The organism is Candidatus Uabimicrobium helgolandensis (assembly GCF_041508025.1).
In the GTDB taxonomy this organism is placed as follows: domain Bacteria; phylum Planctomycetota; class Uabimicrobiia; order Uabimicrobiales; family Uabimicrobiaceae; genus Uabimicrobium; species Uabimicrobium helgolandensis.
This window is the reverse complement of record NZ_CP165719.1, coordinates 8,407,951-8,431,781: the sequence shown is the minus strand read 5'-3', so window position 1 is coordinate 8,431,781 and position 23,831 is coordinate 8,407,951. Positions and strand designations below refer to the sequence as shown.

17 protein-coding genes and 1 pseudogene are annotated in these 23,831 nt (G+C 33.5%); 6 read left to right on the top strand and 12 right to left on the bottom strand.

Going from position 1 to position 23,831, the window contains the following annotated elements; genetic code table 11:
• Positions 1 to 8: 8 nt before the first annotated feature.
• Positions 9 to 1,688: a hypothetical protein gene (locus tag UABHE_RS31095; protein WP_372367315.1), complete on the bottom strand. Its 1,680-nt coding sequence runs from the start codon at positions 1,686 to 1,688 to the stop codon at positions 9 to 11.
• A gap of 642 nt (positions 1,689 to 2,330) precedes the next feature.
• Here UABHE_RS31095 and UABHE_RS31090 point away from each other — a divergent pair.
• On the top strand, positions 2,331 to 6,050 hold the full coding sequence (locus tag UABHE_RS31090) for a serine/threonine protein kinase (protein ID WP_372367313.1): 3,720 nt from the start codon (positions 2,331 to 2,333) through the stop codon (positions 6,048 to 6,050).
• Positions 6,051 to 6,055: 5 nt separating this feature from the next.
• Here UABHE_RS31090 and UABHE_RS31085 read toward each other — a convergent pair whose 3' ends face one another.
• The 6 genes from UABHE_RS31085 to UABHE_RS31060 form a co-directional block, all read right to left on the bottom strand.
• The gene (locus UABHE_RS31085) at positions 6,056 to 7,270 is read right to left on the bottom strand and encodes a metal ABC transporter permease (RefSeq protein WP_372367311.1); all 1,215 of its coding nucleotides are present in this window, start codon (positions 7,268 to 7,270) and stop codon (positions 6,056 to 6,058) included.
• Complete coding sequence (locus UABHE_RS31080; protein WP_372367310.1) at positions 7,270 to 7,998, bottom strand: metal ABC transporter ATP-binding protein; 729 nt, start codon at positions 7,996 to 7,998, stop codon at positions 7,270 to 7,272. Before UABHE_RS31080 ends, UABHE_RS31085 begins: the two co-directional genes overlap by 1 nt.
• Positions 7,991 to 8,869, bottom strand: coding sequence for a metal ABC transporter substrate-binding protein (locus tag UABHE_RS31075; protein ID WP_372367307.1), 879 nt, complete (start codon positions 8,867 to 8,869; stop codon positions 7,991 to 7,993). The genes UABHE_RS31080 and UABHE_RS31075 overlap by 8 nt, the downstream gene beginning before the upstream one ends.
• A gap of 8 nt (positions 8,870 to 8,877) precedes the next feature.
• Complete coding sequence (locus tag UABHE_RS31070) at positions 8,878 to 10,254, bottom strand: hypothetical protein (protein ID WP_372367305.1); 1,377 nt, start codon at positions 10,252 to 10,254, stop codon at positions 8,878 to 8,880.
• Between the two features lie 573 nt (positions 10,255 to 10,827).
• Entirely contained in the window at positions 10,828 to 11,139 is a 312-nt protein-coding gene (locus UABHE_RS31065; protein WP_372367304.1) for a hypothetical protein, read from the bottom strand.
• Positions 11,140 to 11,183: 44 nt separating this feature from the next.
• Positions 11,184 to 11,543, bottom strand: coding sequence for an ArsR/SmtB family transcription factor (locus UABHE_RS31060; RefSeq protein WP_372367303.1), 360 nt, complete (start codon positions 11,541 to 11,543; stop codon positions 11,184 to 11,186).
• 344 nt (positions 11,544 to 11,887) lie between these two features.
• Here UABHE_RS31060 and UABHE_RS31055 point away from each other — a divergent pair, with 344 nt between their 5' ends.
• Both UABHE_RS31055 and UABHE_RS31050 read left to right on the top strand, forming a co-directional pair.
• Positions 11,888 to 12,514: a carbonic anhydrase gene (locus UABHE_RS31055; RefSeq protein WP_372367302.1), complete on the top strand. Its 627-nt coding sequence runs from the start codon at positions 11,888 to 11,890 to the stop codon at positions 12,512 to 12,514.
• Positions 12,515 to 13,131: 617 nt separating this feature from the next.
• Positions 13,132 to 14,631 (top strand): SulP family inorganic anion transporter, encoded by a 1,500-nt coding sequence (locus tag UABHE_RS31050; RefSeq protein ID WP_372367301.1) that lies wholly within the window; start codon positions 13,132 to 13,134, stop codon positions 14,629 to 14,631.
• Between the two features lie 102 nt (positions 14,632 to 14,733).
• On the opposite strand, the gene UABHE_RS31045 is transcribed toward UABHE_RS31050, so the two are convergent.
• From UABHE_RS31045 to UABHE_RS31025, 5 genes and pseudogenes are all read right to left on the bottom strand, one after another.
• Positions 14,734 to 15,804 carry a DUF1579 family protein gene (locus tag UABHE_RS31045; protein ID WP_372367300.1) on the bottom strand — a complete coding sequence of 357 codons (1,071 nt, stop codon included), beginning with the start codon at positions 15,802 to 15,804 and terminating at the stop codon, positions 14,734 to 14,736.
• A gap of 290 nt (positions 15,805 to 16,094) precedes the next feature.
• Positions 16,095 to 16,628 carry an RNA 2',3'-cyclic phosphodiesterase gene (thpR, locus tag UABHE_RS31040; RefSeq protein WP_372367299.1) on the bottom strand — a complete coding sequence of 178 codons (534 nt, stop codon included), beginning with the start codon at positions 16,626 to 16,628 and terminating at the stop codon, positions 16,095 to 16,097.
• A pseudogene (locus UABHE_RS31035) lies at positions 16,625 to 16,966 on the bottom strand (peroxiredoxin family protein); the annotation flags it as partial. The gene thpR and the pseudogene UABHE_RS31035, both read right to left, overlap by 4 nt.
• A gap of 12 nt (positions 16,967 to 16,978) precedes the next feature.
• On the bottom strand, positions 16,979 to 17,404 hold the full coding sequence (locus UABHE_RS31030; RefSeq protein ID WP_372367298.1) for a hypothetical protein: 426 nt from the start codon (positions 17,402 to 17,404) through the stop codon (positions 16,979 to 16,981).
• An 8-nt stretch (positions 17,405 to 17,412) separates the two neighbouring features.
• A complete protein-coding gene (locus UABHE_RS31025) occupies positions 17,413 to 20,625 on the bottom strand; it encodes a protein kinase (RefSeq protein ID WP_372367297.1) in 3,213 nt (1,070 codons plus the stop codon).
• 812 nt (positions 20,626 to 21,437) lie between these two features.
• Here UABHE_RS31025 and UABHE_RS31020 point away from each other — a divergent pair.
• The 3 genes from UABHE_RS31020 (at position 21,438) to UABHE_RS31010 (ending at position 23,631) form a co-directional block, all read left to right on the top strand.
• Entirely contained in the window at positions 21,438 to 22,235 is a 798-nt protein-coding gene (locus UABHE_RS31020) for an S-adenosyl-l-methionine hydroxide adenosyltransferase family protein (RefSeq protein ID WP_372367296.1), read from the top strand.
• A 182-nt stretch (positions 22,236 to 22,417) separates the two neighbouring features.
• Complete coding sequence (locus UABHE_RS31015; protein ID WP_372367295.1) at positions 22,418 to 22,996, top strand: ClpP family protease; 579 nt, start codon at positions 22,418 to 22,420, stop codon at positions 22,994 to 22,996.
• Positions 22,997 to 23,055: 59 nt separating this feature from the next.
• Positions 23,056 to 23,631: a class I SAM-dependent methyltransferase gene (locus UABHE_RS31010; protein WP_372367294.1), complete on the top strand. Its 576-nt coding sequence runs from the start codon at positions 23,056 to 23,058 to the stop codon at positions 23,629 to 23,631.
• Positions 23,632 to 23,831: the final 200 nt, after the last annotated feature.

Here is a 23,831-nt window from a genome sequence, read left to right as displayed (position 1 = left end):
ATCACACCTTATTTTCTTTTCTTTTTACGTTTTTTGTGTTTCTTTATGGCATCAGGACCAATAGAAATCATTTCATCTTCAAATAATGCATTTGGATCTTCGTCTGATAAATCTAAATCCAATTTCAATATCTGAGTACGTCGATCTTTTTTTGTTGTTTTTACTTTTTTCTTTGCTTTTTTACTTGAAGAACTTAAAGAAATAACATCATCTTCGTTTTTAGTTTCAACTTTAAATTTGGAAGTAAATGAAAAACGATCACTGTTGAGGTTTACCATCTCAATATCAGGTAGCTCACTTTTATCTTTTTTATAAACCGTTTCTTCGAAAAAATCATCTCCAGTAACAGAAAATTCATCATCAGAAAAACTTGTTAAAGACTGGACAGCGCCAATTTCAAGATGAGTAGTATTTGTATCTTCAGGAAAAAAACTTAAATCAGAAGTTGTAATAGAAAATTCGGCTTTACGTTTTAATTGATTATTGTAATCCTTTTTCATTTTTTGCGTTGCTTTAGCCGTTACATCTTCGAGGTCTGGCATTTCTTGTGCATACATTTCGTCTGTATCAAGTGAGATTTCGCGTGGCCAAGTATCATTTGTTTTACTTGGTGTGGATGATTCCACTTCTGCAAAAACTTCTTCTTCCATGCTGTGAGTAGTCTCGGAAAATTCTTCTTCCATTTGCGAAAATTCATCATCCGTTTCATCTATTTCAGAAAATTCATTATCCGTTTCGGTCGTTTCGTTGGTCTCAGAAAATTCATCATCTGTTTCGGTTGTCTCAGAAAATTCATCATCTGTTTCGGTCGTTGCGTCGATTTCAGAGAATTCATCATCATCTATTTCGGTATTTTCGTCGGTTTCAGAGAATTCGTCATCTGCTTCAGTTGTTTCGTCGACTTCAGAGAATTCATCGTCATCTGTTTCGGTTGTTTCGTTGGTTTCAGAGAATTCATCGTCATCTTTTTCGGTGGTTTCGCTTGCTTCTAGTGCGCTAGGTTCTGGAGAAGAATCATCGTTTTCTTTGATTTCAGCATCTTCATCTTCAGGATCATTTTCAATGATCGCTTGTACAACAGGCATTTGTTGTATGCGAAGAATACCTTCTTCTATATCAATCTTATATTTTTCGAGTTTTTCTGATTCATCTTCGCTTGCTAGGCTTTCGGGAACTTCTATAATATTTTGACATTTGCGGCATGGAAAACGCGCTTTAGCAGGTAATCCTACAATATTGTAAGGAGTTTGGCATTTAGAGCAGGGTAAAATTTTATCCTGCTGTAATTGTATAACTTCTTCTATTTGTTCGTAGGTAAGGTATTTATCATTATATAAAATTTCTGAAAGCCTAAATAACAAACCTCTTTTCGCAACATCGCCTTGAAGTTTTAAACATTTTACTAAATCATCAATAGTCAAATATTCGTGGCGAAATGCTATATAACCAAACGCCATATCTTCTTTACGTTCTTCAGGCGATTTTACTGGGCGAGGTAGATTTTTTTTTTGTGCCTGAAGTATTGCTTTTACTTGGCTGCGTTTTATTTGTTCTTTTTGTCGTAAAATAAAACTTATCGAACGCAAGGGCTCTGAGTTTTTTTGAAGACTGATAGCCTCTTCCAACTGTTCTTTATTGATTATATTGTTTAGTAAAGCAATACGTCCAAATAACAAATCTTCTTTCATAAGCTTTCAGGGCGATGTACTAGAGTATATTTTTACTGCTTTTGGCCATAAAACATCTTTAAAAAAATAGATACTCTAAATTGCTTTTGCCCAACCTCCTATGTAAGGATCTAATTTTACCAATATATTTTGGCTGTGATGTAATTAGGGTTATGCCCTAATAATAACGATGGCAAGCTTTGATTTTGTAAACATTTTATCATTGATGTTCCTAGTTGTCAATCAACTCAGAATTTAATAGATTCTACTTTGTCATAAATTATAGTGAAATTTTATTTATACAAAGAACCAGCGTTTTTGTATACTCTAAGGGGTACAATCACAAATAAACAACTCGGTTTAAAATATTTTATGAGAGATATCCTCTATAAATTTACTTTTTTATTTATTTGTTGCTTGGAATACATTGACCAAATAGCAAGTAAACTGTATTTGTATATTTGTTGAACTTTAGAAATTAGGTGTATAGAAATAAAGAATATACCCATTTTGTTTTAACCTTTTATTTATTAGTACTATTACTCTCATTTTAAGGCGTTCAAGACGTCTAACTTAATGAATGAAATCTAGTACAAAATAAGTATGCTATTTATTGTCACACGCCTTAAACTCCTAGAAATACCTTACGGGTGAGCAAAGAACATGTTGATTACTATTTATCATGAAACTAATAACAAAGTGTTCGAATTAGATGTTTCTGAAGAAACATCTTTGCGTAAGATATATGATTCCTTAATCGAAAAAGGAGAGATATCTCGCGATTCTGAAGTTGTATTTACCTGGAATAAAAATATTCTCAAATGGGAATCAACTATCCAAGAACTCCAAGTATTTTACAATTTTGTAATTAATGAACATCAAGTTCACCTAAAAGAAGTAAAAAAAACAAAAAAACGTAACACTTTAGGCACAAGCGAAATTTTTGCTTTTTTACAAAAAACGCTAGACGAAAAAAATAAAAGCTGGCACAAAGGATTTTTAGACCCTAGAATCCCACATTCTCAAATTCCAAAAATAAACTATATTTTTGCCCAACGTTATCAAATAATTACTGAGATTCACACTAAGAGCATTATACAAACATATAAAGCACTTGATATAAATGAACAGCGAACTATTTATTTGTTTGTAGGGCACAAAAGCATTGTAGACTATCGTCTCCCAATAAGTTTAGATTCCGTGTCGGTATTAAGAACTTATAATGTCGGAGAATATGAAAATTATAGTTATAGTGCTGTAGAATATCATCCTGGACAATTTTTGTCTGATTTCATTCTTGGCGAAAAACAATTATCTATTTTACAGATACTTACTTTGTTTATTAAGCTAGCAAATATTTTAACTAAAGTACATAAATGTGAATACATGCATGGTAACCTTACAACTAGAGATATTGTTGTATGCGAACAATTGTCACCATGTTTAATTTTCAGTGGTCTGTCGTATAAGGTTCGGCCAAATAGCACTACAAACGGACTTCCTAAACTAGAGTTTGTAGAAGAACCTGTTTATTCTAGTCCTGAACAAGTATGTAACCAACGACAAAGCCCTTTGTGCGATATTTTTGCTTTAGGTGCAATATTATATCACTTAGTTACTAAACGAGCTCCTTTTGGTTGTTACAAAGATAGATTAATTCATGATGAACTTATCTCTCCTGAAAATTTTGCGCCTTCTATTCCAACAGGATTATCGCGTTTTTTAAAAAAGATGCTTGCTGAAGATGTTGATGAACGGCCAAGTAGTATGAAAATTGTGTCTGAAAACCTCTGTTCTGTTTATCGCAGTATCTTATTTGATCAAATAGAAATATTTTTGGGTGCAGAGCATGACTTTGTTGGAATTTTGCGTAGTTTGCATAAGGTAGACCCAGAAAAGGCGGATGCTGTTCAAGAGTTTATTATATTATGCCGCGAAAAAAATGTAGACCTGTCTTTTAAAATTCAAACTTTTCTCCATGCAGCAATTAAAAAGAATGAAGTACTTGCTATTGCAAGTTTTAAGAATGTTGATGAAGATTTACGCTCTGTATGGATTCAAGAAATTCTTTACAAGGTGTCTTTACCTGCGAGCCTAATAAGTTTAATTCCAACAAACAAGTTGAATTTACTCATTGAGAATAGGGATGAGAACATACGTCGAAGGATAACACGAACGCTTTTATTTTTTCCTGCGAATATATCGCTACTTCATATTTTAAATATAGTAGAGTCTAGTAATCAGCAAAACAAGGAGTATTTACAAAAATATTTACAGACAAACAAAGAACAGATTCTCGCTCCTCTTTTTATTCTGTTGTTTGAAAATAAAAAAAGAAAATTAAAACTGATACATCAAATTCTTGTAGATTTAAACTTTACTGTTATTGTTGACGCTGTTACAAGTCTAAAAAAAGGTGATGATGCTCCATGGCAGTCTATGATGAAAAACTTGGAGCAGCAACCAAATCTATATTTTTTTGTGCTTGCTTCCCTAAATATATTGTTACGTGAAAAAAATCGAAATATTCGTTGGCTGGCAGGACACGCCTTTTTTCTGTTAGGGACAGGTACTTTACTTCAAAAATATATATTGTTGCTGAAAAAAGAAAACAAAATAGCCTACTTGTTACAAATAATGAATTTTGCAGGTAATGAAATAGCTCATTTGGTCGCGAATTTATTACGCGGATCTTTGGATGATAACTTTTTGAAATATATCTGGAGTTTACGTTGGAATCCTAAAGATGAAGAAAGAATTATCACTTGTCAAATCTTTGGAAAGCAGAAAATCGCGAGAGGGATACAATTTTTAATTGAGACTCTATATTCTAGTAATCGTTCTTTGAGAAAAGAAGCTGAAAACTCTATTATACAGATTGGAGTAGCAGCTGTTGCAGAATTGATTCCTTATATTAGTGATGAAGAGTTACAGAATCCAATAAGTAATATTTTTAAATCATTAGGAAAAGAAGCAGTAGCTCCATTGACATCGTTTTTGGAGCGTAGTGATGATTTAGCAGATAAAAAAAGTATTATTCGAATTTTGGGAATTATAGGTGGTGAAGAGGCTATTTGTACGTTACTTCCTTACTTAAGCGAAGAGTACAAAATTATCTATGATCTTGTAAAACATAACATGGTTATTCAAAAACAACAATGTGAAGAATGGTTACTTCCTGCTCTAAAAGGGACTACTTATATTCGTCAACGAGTGCAAGAAATTCTAGTGGCTACCAAAAGCGAAAAAGCTATAAACAGTTTATTTGAAGATCTAAAATACTGCGATCGTTCTATTGAACAACATATTTTAAAGCTAATCGTAGAATTAGAAAATAAAGTACTTGAAAAATTCATTGAGAATGTTGCTCTTGAACAACTGATAAAATTATACTGCATTGTTAATAAGCAAGAGACAAAAAAACTACTCGAAAATTATTTACACAAACGTATTGAAAATTTTTACATTTTCCAACAATTTTTGGTTTCTAAAACGCATACAGATTTAAAAATGCCTGAATTCTTTTATGCTCTTGTATGTAAATTGTTGGAACTATCACCAAAACTTTCGGTACAATGTGCTCAAATCCTCGCTAGCAATTTTTCAGTTAAGAGTGCGCCTTATTTAGTAAAGGCGTGGTGCGATCTTTGGGAGCTGCATGTATCGCAACTTGTTTTGAGCGGAAAACTTGGTGTTCAAGATCTCAAAATTTTGCCTCAACCAGTCAATGCTGTGATTTATCAGGAATGTATAATTGATATAGCTGATGATTCCGTTCCACATTTAGTTGAAAAATTACAAAGCGCATCGACTGCTATTGGAATGAAAATAATAGATCTTTTAGGAAAAATTCGCACTCCGTATGCTATAGAACAGTTAAAAAATATTCTGAAGAATAACAATCTTGATAAATTTTTGCGGCAGTTTGCTCATGTTACACTTTGCACAGTTAATAATGAAATTGATTTGTTGATTCAATTTCTTCAACAGCAACGTGGAACATATTTAGGTGATGAAACTTTACATGTTTTACTTGAAATATCAATCACTAACACGGCCGATGTTATTATTAGTAGCATTGTTAAATTAAATGCACAAGAAATATTTGAAGAGTTGTTTATAGAAATACTTCATAGCCATTTGGAGTCGATTCTTTTTATTCCCTTTTTAGAAAGATGTCCAAAAGAAATCTTAGAACCTATCCTCCTCGAAAATCTAAATAAACCTAGCTCTCAAGTGAGTGAGCGCGCTATAGAGTTTTTAGCAATATGCCCAAGTAAACAAGCTTTAAATGCTTTACAGGTATTACTCATGAGAAAAACCAAAAGTGAACAAAGCGCAATTATTGAAAAATCAATAGCCCAAATGCGTGAAAGTTTTTAGCACCGTTAACGAACTTTAATCACTGCAGACGTGAGTACAATATCATCTGGTATAGTAGCCTCTTTGTCTTCCCAACATGATAAAAGCAAATCTTGTTCTTTATCCAATAAATCAATTACATTGGGCGAAATATCGATTGGAATGCTAATACTTTGGTCTGCTTTCACATTTACCTTAATAGTATAGATCTCAATAGAGATATCTATTTGTAAATAGGTAACGATATCTTTATGCTGGTAATTTTCGATATGTAAACTTAGTTGTTTTTTGGTTTGTAGCTGTTTAAAAGTTGTAGAAGTGGTAATAGCTATTTCTGCTTGTATTTTTGGAGAGTGAGAATGGGAATGTTGGTTTTGTTTTGTATTTGTAGGGAGTAATAAGCCTAAAATAAGCAGTATGCAAAATCCAATGAGAATACCATAAAAATTACGGTAGCAATAACTACTAACGACAATGAGAAGCACAGTTGAAACAGCAACAATACTTTGAGCAGGAGGAAATTCCCATTGGTGTTGAATATACAGTCCTACAATTGAAGCAAGTATTGCATAAAAAATGGAAGCCACAAACATTGTTTTGACGCGTTTGGTAGAAATGAGTGCTGTTGTAGCTGGCAAAATCAAATAACCAAAAACGAGAAGCGATCCAGCAGCCTTTGTACTTACTGCAATAACCCCACCAAGAGAAAAGAAAAATAGTGCATCCCACAATTTAACTTTCACTCCTAATGTTTCTGCCATTGTACGATCAAAAGCAACAAAAATCGTTTGCGAGAAAAAAACAATATGATACAAAAGAACTACTACAAACATAATTAACATAGTTTGAATTTGTTGTGGTTGAGTTAGTAAAATATTGCCGTAAAAAAAATCTTTTAATTCTTCAGTTCCAATAGCACTTTGCTTGATAATAAGTAGAGAAAAAGCTCCTGCTGCTATATAAATAATACCTATTAAATTTTCTTTGGAAATTCTACTGTTATCCAGTTTTAGAAATAATGCGATGCCAGCAAATGATGTTATTGCAGCGCAAATTATTGGATTCCAAGCAAAAAGGAAAGAGAAGGCAACACCGAGAGCAGCAAGCTGAATTACTGCTACTCCAAAGAAAATAATTCTACGAAGAACAACATAAACGCCTAAAAATGCACAGCATGTTGCCAATAGAAGGCAAGTAATATAGGCATTTCCAAATAAACTCCAGTGGGTGTAGAAATCCATCAATTAATACCTACTATTACTTGATTTACAACCTGCATTTGATAGTTGTATATTTTTGTCAGTTTTTCCGTAGTCATTATTTCTTCTTTTTGCCCATGTTGTAAAACACCGTTATGAATGATTGCTACACTTTGCGAATATTTCATTACTATATTAAGATCGTGGCTAACCATAATAATAGTAACATCTTGTTCCTGATGTAATTGTTTTATCAAATTAAGAATCTCGTGCTGACTTGGAATATCAATACCAGATGTCGGCTCATCTAAAATCAAACAATTAGGCTGACTAATAAGAGCACGAGCAATAAGAACTTTTTGCCTTTGCCCACCAGATAGATCGCGAAACAAGTTGTTTTCTTTACCTTGTAACTGAACATCTTTTATCACTTGTAGTATAGCACTGGTATGTTTCTTTTTTATGTGTTTGAATAAGCCCATTTGTCCGTATAAGCCCATTTTAACTACCTCAAAAACGGTTAACGGAAATAATGGATCAAGAACATTATTTTGCGGAACGTAACCCATTTTAGTTTGTGATATAACAATACTCCCACTTAATGGTTTGATAATACTCATCATACTCTTTAGTAGAGTACTTTTTCCACAACCATTTGTTCCAATAATACTACAATATTCACCATTATATATGGTAAGGTTAACATCAGAAAGAATCTTAACCTTACCATATCCTAAATCTACTTTTTGAAAATCAATAACTTTATTCACCAGGGATTATTCCATTGATAAGTTCATCTATCATTGCAAGATATCCATCTTTCTTTTCAACTTCAATCGATGCATGAATAATCTTAGCTCCCGTCTTTTCGGCTATATACCGAACTTGGTTTAATGGGTATATTTTGGCAACGATAATAAGCCGACAATTTTGAGCTTTCATTTGTGCGATTAAATTTTGAATATGCCTTGAAGATGGTTGAATACCCGGTTTCGGCTCTATTGTTCCTATTTGTACAAGACCAAACCTTCTTGAAAAATATGGCCAAAGCTCATGATAACTAACGAATTTTATTTTTCCCTTATGAGGTTTTACTTTTTTTAACCATTTGATGAGTGAAGAACGTAGTTTTTTATTATAAGAAATAAGATTTTGCTTAAAAAAATTTGTGTGTTGTGGAGCAATCCTAATCAAAGTTTTATAAATGTTACCAGCCACTATTTTCGAATTTACAGGATCGAGTAAATAGTGAGGATTGCCTTGAGGATGAACATCTCCGAGATCTCTACTAATAGAAGATGGAATTCCCAAAGGTGCAATACCCCTTGCCGCATTTACATTGCCAATATTTTGGCGTAAAATCTTACGATTTTTTGCGCCCTGTAAAAGAGGAAGAACCCAAGGTTCGGCACCAAGTCCCGTCTCTACAAAAATATCAGCAAAGTATAATTTGTTCATGAAAACAGGATTGACATCCAAAAAATGCATATCTTCTCTAGGTTTTAGTAGAGATTCAACTTTTACTTTATCTTTACCAATTTCTTTTACCAAAAACGCTTGGTTAGGAGTGGAAGTAATAATAGAAACCTGCCCACACAAAAATGAGCTACAAACCAACAGTAAAATTATATATTTGAACATGTTTTCTCCTAGTATTTATGTGCACCATGGGTACCGACCAAAAAGCCAAATTGCAACCAAACAGAATGTTCAAAAGAATCACCCAGAAATTGTGCTTTATCAAGGTTATATTGCAAACGGATGCTAAAAAATTCACTTGGGTAATAAGTAGCGCTTGCTGATAAACGGTGTCTTTCATCGCGAAATTCAGTGCGGTCAGCTTCCCCTTTATCTCCAACAGCGTATTCATAACGACCTGCAACATTCCAAAAACGATTCAAGCCAACAATGACTTGTGTAAAAAAGCCCCAGTCGTTAAGTACTTCATTATCATTGGCATTGTTAGGGTCTGCATCAGCTTCGTAGTTACGCAATAAAAATTCGGTGTGCCAAGTCACATAACGCCCTTTATTGTCTCGTGGTTTCCATTTAGCATAAAACTGTAGACCATGTATTATCGTTGTTGTATCATCTCCTGTACCATTTGGACCAATAAGGAAAGAATAGCCTAGTTCTAATGTCAAAATTTCACTTGGCATAAAAACATTTTTCCAACTAAGCATATAGATCAAGTCTTTTAACGATTCAACATCACGTTCTACAAGATCGTGTCCGTCTACAACTTGTTCTCCTTCTTCAAACAAAAAGCTAGTCGCAGTTTCACCAAAAGCATTTTGCGCAGAAACAATAACTTCAGAGTACCATGGTAGAGGTGCGTTCCACGATAAACTAGCTCCAGGGTTTCTAAGGCCATCTCCGCCAAAAAAACGCGAGTATATTACAGGTTGATCGACAAACGCCCAATCGTGAGGGTGAGGAGTCAATTTCCCAAATTCAGTAAAAAATTGTCCGGCTTTAAATTGCAAACCATATGGAAGCATTTGCGTTACAAAGTAAGCTTCTTCTAATTCGAGAACAGTTTCTCCTTCTTCGTCGATAAGCATTACATATGTAAAGAAAGCCCTAACATAAGGATCAATAGCCGCTTCACCGTGAATTTCAAATTGTTGAAGAGTAAAACCGCGGCGGCGTGGGTCATGAGCTCCTCCTTGTAAGAACAAAAGTTCATCTTCATCTGCTGTTGAAGACCCTACACTAAGTAAACCAATGAATGATAGATCAACAAGCTGCAAGGATGTTCCTTGTCCGATTTGGAAAGAAAAAAGAGGATCTCCGGGTTGCCTTGTTGGTGTCGATTCTACGTTTTCTATATCTCCAAGTAGATCATCAACCTCGTCTTCTATGTCATCTTTTATTTCTTGGTGTCGAACTTGTGTTTTTAGCTCTTTATTATCTTGTTCTAGTTTTTCTATGCGCTTTAACATTTCTTTCATTTGTTGTTCGACATTCTCTTGTGCTACGACAAAAGAAACGACAAATGCGATTAAAACAATATATTTCATCATATGCCTTTATAATTATGAAGTAAGTTGCAGGAGTTTTGAGGTTATTTTTATTTTACGGAGGTTTATAACCATGCATTTCAAAAAAAATCGGACAAAGAGTAACCGTTTTTTGAAATTTAAATTAGAAAATCTGCTAGCATTTAATGCTAGTACAGATTTTCTGGTTTTTATTAAGAATTGATTTTGTTTGTAACTCAAAACTAAGCTATTTGGAGCGAGTTAAGCTAAAGCACCGATTAGATGTCAGAGTTTTTGTTACTCCTTATCTAAACTATATTAAGTCTAATTAATATAAAAGCTTTTTACTTGTAATTTGAGTTGATGAAATAGATAGCTTTTGCTCGATTCAATGGCAATTCGATTTTGAAATTCGATGAGTTGGCATTATTTGTTAAGAGAAATTAATCAAGATGCATTCAAATAAAAAATCTAAAGTTTTTTCGAAAATAGACTCGAAACTACTAGATAGATAAATGAATACGAGAAAAACTTTTCTTAAAAAATAAAACGAAAGTCATAGAAAACTATTTCTTGAAACTTTACTTCGAATTTATAAGTAACAAACAAGAAATATTATGCAGGAGGAGATCTAGAATCTTTATCAGGATAGTAGTAACCCAAAGTGCTTTTTGAGCAAATTGTTACTAAAGTGAATGTTGTTGGTTTTACATGTGGAATGATAATTGAGTTATCAAAATAGTTACTATCTAAAAGCAGACACACAGAGCACTTATGCTCTTTTTTTGATTCATGTTTGTTAGTATGCTCATGACCACACTTACTCTGTTGATTTTTGTGTGTTTTACAACTGTAAACATGATGTATGTAAGAATTTAATGGGGCAGCAAATATAATTAATGTAATTAGATAAACTATTTTTTTCATAACTATACTTAAAACACACCCCACAAAATTATGCAAGTGTTTTTTTACTTATTTTTAGCGGTCCATAATTTTTTAGCTTCTATAACAGCCTCACACAAGGCTTGTGTGTTAACAAGCTCATTTTCTAAATAATCAAGACCGCCCATTAACCAATCAGCTATTTCCGATTTTGCTAAACTATAAAATTTATGTTTTCCTTGACGTCGCTCTTTTACTAGTTTGTGAGACTTTAATTGCGACAGATGTTGCGAAACGCGCGAGCTAGAAGTTCCTAAAATAGATTGTAAAGTATTAACGTCTTTTTCACTTATCCGCAGCTCTTCAATGATTCTGATTCGGTCTCCGTTTGCAAGTACTTTAAATAAGGAGGCTAGTTCTCCAGCGACTATTTTTCTTGCCGTCATATTTTTACCTATCTGTAACAATAAAGTTATAAGCCACTCAACATTAAAAATTTACTTACCTAACATTTAAAGTAAATTATTTCTGTCTGTTTATTATCATTTTAACATTTTCTGTTATGATAACAACATAATATATTTATATAAGAGCAAATGTGTAAGTCGCGAGTCTTTAATATAATGTTTTAATTGATGATACGCTCTAATTTATATGCAAATTTTAGTTTTTATTCTGAAAAAAAATTTTATAGTTGTAAATTATGTTTTAGTTATTATACTACTTAACAAGTAAACATTTTATATTTCTTTAATATGTTTATATTATAATTTAAAGAGAAAGATGTAAAATGAATTTTATAAATAAATTGCAAGTAGGGATAAAAAACTTTCAACAAGGTGTTTACGAAGAGAAAAAAAGTGTATTCTCTTCTCTTGAAAGCCAACAAGATCCCAAAATTTGTCTTATCACTTGTGCAGACTCAAGAATTTGTCCGCACGTAGTTACCAGTACCGATCCTGGAGAATTGTTCATTATTCGTAATGCTGGGAACATGATCCCTATTTCAGAAGAGGGGTCTGGTGAAATTGCTAGTATAGAGTACTGTGTTGAAGCTCTGAATGTAGAGCACGTTATTATTATGGGACACTCTAACTGTGGTGCGATGCAAGGTATTATAAACATCGACAGTTTATCTCTTCCACATGTTTGTTCGTGGTTGAAGAAATCAAACATAGAGGAGTCGTATCTAGAATCTTTAAAAGATATAGATGATAACAAGCAGCGTTTAGAGGGCTTGATTAAACACAATGTATTACAGCAAATTGATAATTTAAAAAGCTATTCCTTTATGCAAGGAAAGCCACTAGAATTTCACGGGTGGGTTTACGATATTAGTAAAGGAATTGTTGAAGCTTACGATTTTTCAAACAAAGATTGGAAAATCTTAGATGAAAAATCAATAGATAATATTTAACGTTAATAAACGCGCGTGGTCATTACCTGTGCGTCTGATGTATTTTGTTTGATGTAAGATGTATAGAGTGGAGTTGAAAAAGTAAATGCAGATACTTTTTCCTCTCCATTTTACAAATAAAATATCCATATGAACTAGGGCGTGTCATCATTCAATACAAATAAAAATATAACGGATTCATTTAATGATACGCCAGTAGTATTGAGCCCGAGCCCGTTTGCGAGCCCGAGCCCGTTTGCGAGCCCGAGCCCGTTTGCGAGCCCGCGCCCGAAAACTTTTTGAGAGCGACAGAAAGTGATTTATTGGTTCAATACTAGTTTTTTGCGATGGAAAAAGAAACTTTGCTTCTTTGATAAATTGTTAGTGAAAGTTTCGGAAACGGGCTCGGGCTCGAAAAAACACACAATATTTTGAATAATGACACGCCCTAAATAAAATTTTGAGCAAACTCTATGGATAAAACAAAGAACATGCTTGCAATTTATTTTACGCCAAAAAATTTTCGGATTTTACCCTGTTTTTTGGTCGGAGAAATCAATTGCAAATGCGTTACTTTGTTTTTAGTTTTAGGTTAAAATAAGATTCACATTCAACAAAGATAATTGATGGGATACAAAATGGATCAAAAAAGTATATTAAGAGAAACACTAGCTTCTGTTGTAGTATTTCTTGTAGCTTTACCTCTGTGTATAGGAATTGCTGTAGCTTCTGGTGTACCAGCAGAAAAAGGACTAATCACGGGGATTGTCGGAGGTTTAGTTGTCGGTTTTCTTGCTGGTTGTCCATTACAAGTAAGTGGGCCTGCTGCAGGTTTAGCTATTATTATACTTGAACTAGTCAATACTTCGGGCATTGGCCTACAGGGTTTAGGCGCCATTGTTTTTGCTGGTGGTATAATACAACTTATTGCCGGTTCCTTGCGTTTTGGGCAAATGTTTCGAGCTATCTCTCCTGCTGTTATTGTCGGTATGCTATCAGGAATTGGGGTTTTAATATTTTCTTCTCAATTCCATATAATGATCGATGATCCGGTTAAAGCTGGTGGGGTTGCCAACTTAATTTCGATTCCAGAAGCATTTATTAAAGTAGTATTTCCTCCAGGGCTTGATAATCACCACTTAGCCGCCTACGCAGGAATAATAACTATTGTAACACTTCTTTCTTGGAATAAATTTCGCCCAGAAAAGCTAAAGTTTATTCCTGGGACTCTACTAGGTGTAGTTGCAGCTGTTGTTTTTGCACAATGCTTTAAATTAGAAATCGACTATATTAAACTGCCTGAAACTCTTGTTAGTAGTTCAAGTTTTCTTAGCTGGGAAGCTCTTTCGATATTAACAACATCAAAAGGAATTACTTTGGCTTTTACTGTCGCTATCGTTGCAAGTGCGGAAACTTTACTATGCGCTACTGCTGTGGATAAACTCCATGATGGTGAAAGAACGAACTATAACAAAGAACTTTTTGCTCAAGGTGTAGGAAACGTTATATGTGGATTCCTTGGCGCATTACCAATGACAGGAGTAATTGTACGCAGTTCTGCAAATATAAATTCGGGTGCAAAAACTCGTTACTCTGCGATACTTCATGGTATGTGGTTACTATTATTTATAGTGATATTTCCTCAGATAATTAACTTAATCCCAAAAGCAAGTCTTGCTGCAATATTAGTATACATTGGTATAAAGCTTATCAATATCAGCTTTATTAAAGAACTTAAAAAATACGGAAAAAGTGAAGTATTTATATACATAGCAACTATTGTTGGTATTGTTGTTACAAATCTTTTGACTGGGATTGTAATTGGGTTTGGTTTGGCTTTATGCAAAATGCTCTATGTCATGAATCACTTGAGCATTACTGTAGAAAAAAAAGAAGAAGTTTACACAATGCGTTTCAAAGGCTCAGCAACATTCTTGAAAATTCCAGAGTTAGCTCAACAGTTAGAATCGTTACCATGGGATGGTCAAATTCATATCCTTCTTGATGGACTCAACTATATAGATCATGCATGTATTGATTTACTGAAATCGCACGGAGCACAAGTAGAAAAACGCGGCGGAAATCTTGAACTTTGTTGGGATAGCGTAGAGAAAGTGTACCAAAGTAACAAAGCTTGATAAAATTAAAATTTAAGATGCCTATATTTATGTTTATGTGAATATAGGCATTTTAAAATAGACTGTAATTTGTAGTTTATCTTTATTCAACAAATGAGGTTTTTATTTTTGTAGTCTTGTGGCTTTCATTTGCAATGTACTAATTCCTAAGCCTTCTTTATCTCTTTGACGATACATTTCGCTGGTATGAGAATTTATATTGTTTATTTTTATTGTTTGAGTTAATTCAGTTTTTTCACCGGTAGAGTAGTCCATCGCAGTTCCATACATCTTGAATTCTTTTTTTACCTTACCACCTTCAGAGTGATAAATAGAGGTTCCGACATTATCAGCATGGGCTGCAACATAAGCTTTTTTGGTTTTATCGTAGCCAATGATAGATAAACTTTCGTAGTCTCCCATTTTCGCTGCCATCATTACAAATTTGCGCATCATAATCCAGCGGTGGTCACTTGCACCTTCTACAACTCTTATGATATTTCCAGCGTTGTCGTAAATGAGTGATTCAACTTTCCACTGACCTACAAGAGGATTTAGATGTTGCAGTTTTTGATCGCTTATTGACATTCTTGCAAATGAATTTGCTACAAATTGATCGATTTGCTTTTGAGCGCGACTAATCGTTGCGTCATCAAGACGTACAAAGTTAATTTCAATTACTTTTAAATGTTTATCATCTATTTCATAATGCACTTTTAATTTATAGTGATTGTGATTTGAAATTTCAATAATATAAACCGTTGAAACCAATTCACCATCAAAACCAATACTTTCTCCGCGTAGAATAAAACTTGTTTTGCTGTTTTCTTGGCTCACATTACCAATAAAATGATGAATCCCTGTTGATTCACTATCTATGTGAGCCGCAGTATAACTTTGTAAAAAATTATCATACCCTACTATTGCTGCTGTGTGAAAACTGGTAAACATATGCTCTAATAATACAAAGCGTTTTCCTAAGACCCACTTGTTCTCGCAAAAACCTGTTTCTTCATAAACGATTTTTCCACTTCCGTTATACACAGAGCATGTTGCTTCCCAAAAACCAGTCAAAGAATCCAGTTTAGAATGATTTTCATTGGGTAACATCATTTCTAATAGTTGCTCATTTTGCTGAGTATAAGTTACCGCTGAACAAATAAAAATAGCGATACATAAATATTTTTGATACATAGTTTATCCTTATTTAAATAATACATTTACTTTTAGGCAGGTGTTTTAAGTTTACGCTAAACATTTTGCAACATATTATGAATTGGACCAATAGAAAATATATTTTTATCTTAGGGCGTGTCCCTATTCATATCTCTCATAACTCGGTGCTTTTAATGACTAACTTTGTTACTTTTCAAGCGCATAGTAAAACTATTCACTTTCAAAGTGCCTCGCTACTACTTAAAATAACTCGAATTTTGTAAAAATCTAAATAGGGACACGCCCTAGTGTTTGGTATTCTTGTGGAACTATGACAACGGTATTTCGTGTTCAATACGAAATATATCATCTGGTGAATTATTACGCCAAATTAAGCTAACATTGTCAACCTGCCACTCTACGGGTTGCCAAGTAGACTGAACATTGTTCTTCAATTCATCAAATACTTTTGCATCGCGCATACGACCAATGGTCAAATGAGGATGAAAAGGACGCTTTTTTATTTCCATGGTGTTTTGCAAAGCAGAACTTAGAGAGCTGTAGAGATTTTGAATTTCTTGTTGTTCTTCACAACCTACCCATAAAATAAAATTACCTTTGCGTTGCTTGAATTTCCCCACAGCATCAAGTGTTATTTTGAATGGTTTTATATTCTGACAAACATTCTGTAAATCTTTTTTTGTGTCTTGAAAATGTTCGCGAGGAACAAATGGATAGAATAATGTTATGTGTGGCATCCAACGCCGTATATTGCGATCATGTTCTTCGCGAATTTTTTGAATAGGTTCCCATAAATGTTTAGGGGGAATGATTACTAGAGCTGTTGTATGAACAGGAATCATTTGTTGTCCTTTAGTTTTTTTTGCAATTCTTTGATTTTTTGCAAAATAGTTTTTGCTCGCGTTCGTACGCGAAAATTATTTGTAAGCCATGTGTGAACAATTTTCCCATTAGCTCCAATAAGATACTCTGCTGGTCGCGCAACCCCACCTCGCATATCGTGAAAAAGTTTATAATTTTTGATTGTCTGGTGTGTGTTGTCTGATAGAATTTCGAATTTCAATCCTAACTTATCGCGTACTTTTTTATTTTCGGCAGGAGAATCAACGCTAATAGCAATTATTTCAGTACTTAGAGTTTTAAACTTATCGTAATTTTTTTGCAAAACTTGCAAAAGAGAGAGGCAAAAAGGTCACCAGTGACCACGGTAAAAAACCACTAGTAAATTTTTTCCTGAGAAATCTTGGAGACTTACCTTGTGCTCATTACTATCGATAAGAGTAAAAACAGGGGCGACAACATCCCCTTGCAAGGCTAAGTTTTGGTCAGGTAAATCATAAGAAAGTGTTGTCGTAAAAAAAGTGAATATTAGTGGGAAGATTAAAGCTAACAATGCAAAAATAAAGTTGGCAATTTTTAATATTTTCTTTGAAGATTTATGTATAGTGGATATAGCGCCATAAGTAGCTATAAGTCCTACGATAAAAGAAGTTATGATAATAATGAGTGGGTTATCGCGTATTCGTTCATTAAATACAAAATAGCTTATATAAGAAAAGCAAATTGCAAAAGATATAATGAAGCCTAAAAAAGGCAACCATAAGATTAATTTTCTCATAAAAGATCCTATTTAGTGATAAATGTTCGTTTTGATTTTATTTGAGAAAATGACAAAGGTGGTTGCCGGAGATTTTGCAAGTCGACAGATACACCAATACCATAATTTTTTATAATAAATTGATACTGAGACATCCATACACAGTCTTTTATCTTCTGGTTGAGCGCAAAATTAGAAATGCTTATTGATGGATATCTTTTCTGCACTTTCCATATAAAAATAACGTTGTCTTCCACAACAATTGCTAGCTTTTTATTTGGGGACAATTTATAAAACTCTGCGCGAGGATGAAAAGCTTGTATGTATTTTGGAAATAACTTCTTTTTTATAGAAATTTTTTGATTTAATTGCGTTTTGAAAAAACGCCAACCACTGTAATCTAAATAGTGAGCATTTTTTTCAATTAGAATTAATTCTTTTTTATGTGGATGGTAAAGACAAGCGTTGGCATTTTGAAATGAATGCTCTATAAATTTAAGAGAGATGTTATATATCTGTATTCCTTGCGTTGTTTTGAGTATCAAAGATTTGTTGTTTTTGGAAAATGAAACATCGACAAGGTTTTCGACATATATTTTTTTTAATTCTTTGCCTGACTCTAGATCGTATAGAACTATATCATTATTGTTGTATAGAGCTAGAATTTTATCGGAAATAGCAATTCTGAAATGACTATCTTTTGAAAAAAGTCGCGTTTGATCGGCTATTCTCCATACTTCAACTTTTTTTTCATTGCGAAATGCAACAGTTCCTTCCGTAGAGCTAATAGTTATATCTTCGCCAGTGCCATCCCAACATGCAATTTCTTTGTCATTTCGGAAATCAAATAAACAAAATTGGTTATTTATTTGATGAGCAACAATACAACCACCAACAGCTAAAATTTGCGATGAAAAACTATTGTTTTTATTTATTTTTTCTGTAACGTAGTTCCATCGTTGGCAATCACCGTTAGCGAGAAAAAATAAACACTCTTTTTCATTACTGAATATAAAATGGTCTATTTTTTGAAGAAATTCACGTTGAGTTATAATCTTGCCATTGTGAGAATTGACGATGAAAACTCTTTGTTCCGATACAAAGGCTATAACATTTCCACTAGGGTTGAATTTTACTTGTTGTGTAGAAAGAGAGTTGGACCATTTTATATGCGAATTCAAATATGATTTATGAAAAATATTTTTTGCGATCTCTACTGAGTTGGGCTCTTCTATTTTTAAGGCTTTTAGACTTAGTTCTCCAGAACGTTTCCACTGATTTTGCTGATAAAAAATGCGAGCATTTTGTATTAAAGTCTCGGAAAGTTGTTTTTGTAAGAAATTGTTTTTTTCCGTATTTGTATAAAACTGTAAGTAGATGAATAAACTAGTGATTGTTGCGACCATAAATAAGGAAATCGATAGTAATTTTTTCTTGTTGTTAGTACTTTTCTGTACTTCTGGAAGTATATCTCCATCGAGAAATTTTTTCAAATCGAATACTATTGAACTAGCCGCCGAATAGCGTTTATTTAAATTTTTATTTAAACACTTTGTGCAGATATATTCTAAATCAACAGGAATATCGGGATTTATCTGGCGCAAGGAAATAAATTCACCGCGATTAATTTGAGCAATGACAGTCTTATTCTTACCCTCAAAAAGAGGTCGTTTTGTAAGGATATTATATAGAATAGCTCCAAATGTGTATATATCGTCTTGTGGTGTCATAGAGTTTTGTTCAATAGTTTGTGAAGATGTATAGCAAAGTACATTATTGACGAGCATGCTCTCTTTTTCGTAAAAATATCGTAAATTTATGTCAAATATTTTTGGGTCGAGGTTTTCATCTATAAATATACTTTGGGGGTGTAAACCGCAATAAATACCTTTTTCATGAGAAAAATCTAAAGCAAGAGCAATCTTGTAAAAAATTTTTGCTAGTTTCTTGTATTTGTGAGTACCAATTAATTTTGTAAGTGGTTGCCCCCATATATACTCAGTGGCATAATGTTTTTGAGGGCTGACCCCATAAGATGTGATTTGGGCAATATAAGGATGGTGGGTTTTTTTTACATTTGCAATACAATTACGGAAATCTTCGTTATTGTTATCCTGTGCGTTAAGAAGTACTTTTAAAGTAATGATTTTATTACTATGCGTGTCTAAGGCTTTATAAGTAACGCCGTAGTGGTCTCTACGGAAATATTGCAAGATTCGAAAATGCGCAAATTCATTTTCCACAGTTACTTGTGGATTTAGAGATTGTAGTGGTTCTTCAAAGGTTACTTCATTAAAAAACTTTTGCAGTTGTAAAGCTAAACTTTCGCAAGAGCTACCGATATAGTTTTCGACTTCGTAGACAAGTTGAGTTGTACTTGAATAACGATAGTCAATTTCTTGATGAATTGCTTTGCGACAAATAGAATTGATCTCTTGAGGAATAGTGATATTGATTTCATGTGGTGATGAATGAAATAAATGCTGACTTTTTAACAAATCTTCATCGCAAACAATAGATCCTCCTGTCAGAAGTTCAAAAAGTATGCATCCTAGTGAATAAATATCATTTTGCGGCTGTGCTTTACAACGTAGCCTTTGTTCTGGAGATGTATACCGTGGGCTACTACCAAATTCTGCAGGAATCTCTAAAGCCTTGTTTACATTTTGTGCGATAGAAAAATTAATAATTACAAGTTCATAGTGACTTGTAAATAATATGTTAGAAGGTTTTATATTGCAGTGAACTATATTTTTGTCGTGTAAATAGCCAAGTGTTTTTGCCAACCGTTGTGCGATTTGTAGACAGATAAAAACAGGTAGTTGTCCTGGAAGACCTAGTAATATATCCTGTAAAGATTTTCCATCGATAAAATCCATTACGACAAATTTTCGTTTGTTGTATGTGTTTATTTGATGATAGCAAATAATATTTCTGTGAGAGATATCTTTAAGCATGTCGTATTCGCGTTGCAGCATTTCATTTTCGTTTTCAGAATAAGCAATTTTTACAGCGAATCTTTTTTCATGCTTATCGATTACTTCGTAAACAACACCGATATGCCCACGGCTGATTTCACGGATAACAGCGTATTCGTTAATTTCATGGGTTTCAGGAGAATTTTTCCATATATGTGCTGAAATAGCAATAATTCTATTACAACGTGGGCATTTCCCCTGTTTTCCTAAGGTTTTTTCATAAACGCGAATTTTTTTTCCGCACTCGCAAACAATTTTTTTCATAAGTAACCTGACAAAATACCTACACAGTTTTCGATATTAGTGGTTTTATTTTAAGTTCGTTGCAAAATTTTTTTAAGATACTTAGAATGTACGAATTATTTCGATTGGTTTTAGAGTCTGTTATAAAATTATTTCAAGACACAAAATTGTTTCTTTTAATTTCTAATTTGGTTATTTTTTATCACGAATTAGGGCGTGTCATCATTCAATACAGATAAAATATAACGGATTCATTTAATGATACGCCAGTAGTATTGAGCCCGAGCCCGTTTGCGAGCCCGCGCCCGAAAAATTTTTGAGAGCGACAGAAAGTGATTTATTGGTTCAATACTAGTTTTTTGCGATGGAAAAAGAAACTTTGCTTCTTTGATAAATTGTTAGTGAAAGTTTCGGAAACGGGCTCACAAACGGGCTCCGGCTCGAAAAAACACACAATATTTTGAATGATGACACGCCCTACTTTATTGGAAGCTAAAACGTTTAGATTTTTTACCCTCAACTAATTTTGTAACAGGCTTTTAAGCGATCTGCCAAAAGTTATTATTTATTTTACTCATATCCTAAAATAAAAACAAGTCGATTTTACACAAAGCAGATGGAGTTTACTATACATTGATATAGTCTAATTATGATTGTCAAATCTAATAATTGATACTATAATAAAAAGCACGGTTGTTGTTTGCTAAGGTGTAGATACCAAGCCATAAGAAACATTGAAAGCATTCCAAAAATTAAATAGGTGCCTTAAAATTGGTTACTTAACGCGTCTTCTACATTAGACGTGTGAACATACTATCTTCGGGATAAATATAATGATTGTGACACTCACTACTGATTTTGGTTTACGTGATAGTTTTGTAGGGGCAATGAAAGGCGTTATCCTAAGTATTGCCCCTGATGCAAATCTTGTTGATATATCGCATAGCATTCCTCCTCAAGATATTCGCAAGGCAGATTTAACAATATCATCTATTACTCCCTATTATCCGAAAAATACTTTGCATGTTGTTATCGTTGATCCTGGTGTGGGTTCTACCAGGCGTATACTTTATGTACAGGCTAATGAACAACAATTTTTAGCTCCTGATAATGGAGTCTTATCATCTCTTGATTTTGATAATATCGATGTGATTTTAGAAGTCTCAAACGAAGAGTATTTCTTACCAGAGGTGTCAGATACATTTCACGGTCGTGATATTTTTGCTCCTGTGGCAGGACACTTAGCAAATGGATTAGACCCTTATTTGCTTGGGAGAGAAATTAGTTATGAAGAAATAAATCAATTTTCTTTGCCACCTGTCAAACTAGATACAGACCTTTGCCGTATCTATGGTAGAGTTATTGATATTGATCATTTCGGTAATATTACTACAAATATTTCAGAAGATATTATCGATCAATTGGTGGTTAATCGCAAAAAAGTACAAATTACTTTAAACAATTTGTCTGTAAATGAAATTGTAACAAGTTATAGTAACGCAGACTATAAAAAGTACCTAGCGCTTATTAATAGTAATACATTACTTGAAATTGCACAGAACTTAGGGAATGCAGCCAAAAATTTACAAGTAAAGATAGGTGCCGAAATTATTGTTGAATATAGAAAATGAAATAATGATTACGCGAGGATTTTGTTTGACTACGAGTAGTAAACATACTAATATTCTGTGTAAATGATAGTGACTAGTTTGGTGTTAGATTAATCATTAGGTATTACAAATATTCAAACTAGTGTAATAGTATACTAGTCACTTAAAACATACTGATTGAAACCTAAAATAAGGAACTGAATATGAGCCAAGAAGAAAAAGAAAAAAAAGACGGAGGAGAAGCTTTAGTAGGACGTTTAATAAAAGCTAGAGTAATTATGATCTCTGAAGAAATTACTGATAAACTCGCTAGAGCAGTAACGGCTCAATGTATACTCATGCAAGAAGAAGATAAAGACGCGCCTATTACAGTATATGTGAATTCTCCAGGTGGTTCTGCAGATTCTGGCTTTGCTATTTATGATATCTTGCGTTTTGTATCACCACCTATCCATATGATTTGTACTGGTATTTGCGCAAGTGCAGCTGTTCTTATTTATATGGCTGCTGAAAAAAGCAAACGATTTTCTTTACCAAATTCGCGTTTTTTACTGCACCAACCATCAACGCAGCTATTTGGAACAGCTTCTGATATCGAAATCAATGCTAATCAAATCATAAAATTGCGAGAACGTTACAATACAATTATCGCGAAAGAAACAGATAAAGATGTCGACACAATTACTGATGATTGCGATCGTGATTTTTGGTTGTCTGCGGAAGAAGCAAAAGAGTATGGTTTGGTTGGTAAAATTGCCGAGAAATGCAGTGATATATCCTAGAAAACTTTTTTTCTTTACAGCACTATATAACATTTATTTTTATAGAGAAGGGAGCTTCTGTGAGTACCATTGATTTTTTAAAAGCTTTTTTTAAAAACCCAGTGAATACAGGAGCCGTTGCACCTAGTTCAAAAAAACTAGGTGATTTAATGGTAAAAAGCGCGAAAGTTTCTCAAGCCAATTCTATTGTTGAATTTGGTGTTGGAACAGGGGTATTTACAGAAAAAATCTATAATGCAAAATCTCCAGAAGCAACTTTCATTGCTATAGAAATCAACTCCAAGTTTATGGAGTTAACGCAAAAACGTTGTCCGCAGGTAACGATTTATAATGATGATGCTAGTAATGTGAAAAAGTATCTCGCAAAACATAACATTATAGAGTGTGATTGCATTGTTTCAGGTTTGCCGTGGGCTGGCTTTCCTGACAATTTGCAAAAAAGAATTTTGCATGCTGCTGTTGAGGCGTTAAAGCCAGGAGGAATATTTGTCTCTTTTGCTTATATTCACGGTGCACCTCTACCACGAGGAAAAAAGTTTTCTGAGTTACTAAGTCGTAGTTTTTCTGAGGTAGAAAAATCACCTGTTATATGGGCAAATGTCCCTCCAGCTTTTACTTATATATGTAAAAAATAACACGAAATGAATCTTCCTAATCTTTATTCTCAGGGCTGCGTTGAAAGTAAAGAAATCGCATAGTTACGAAATGATTATGCGATTTCTTTTGACTAACATCTACAATACTTTCAACGAAATTTGAGCTTCCTTAGGCTAATAATAGTCGGGCCTCCCTCCTATTGTTAGTTTAAGAAACCCAAATGCCATTGAAGATTATC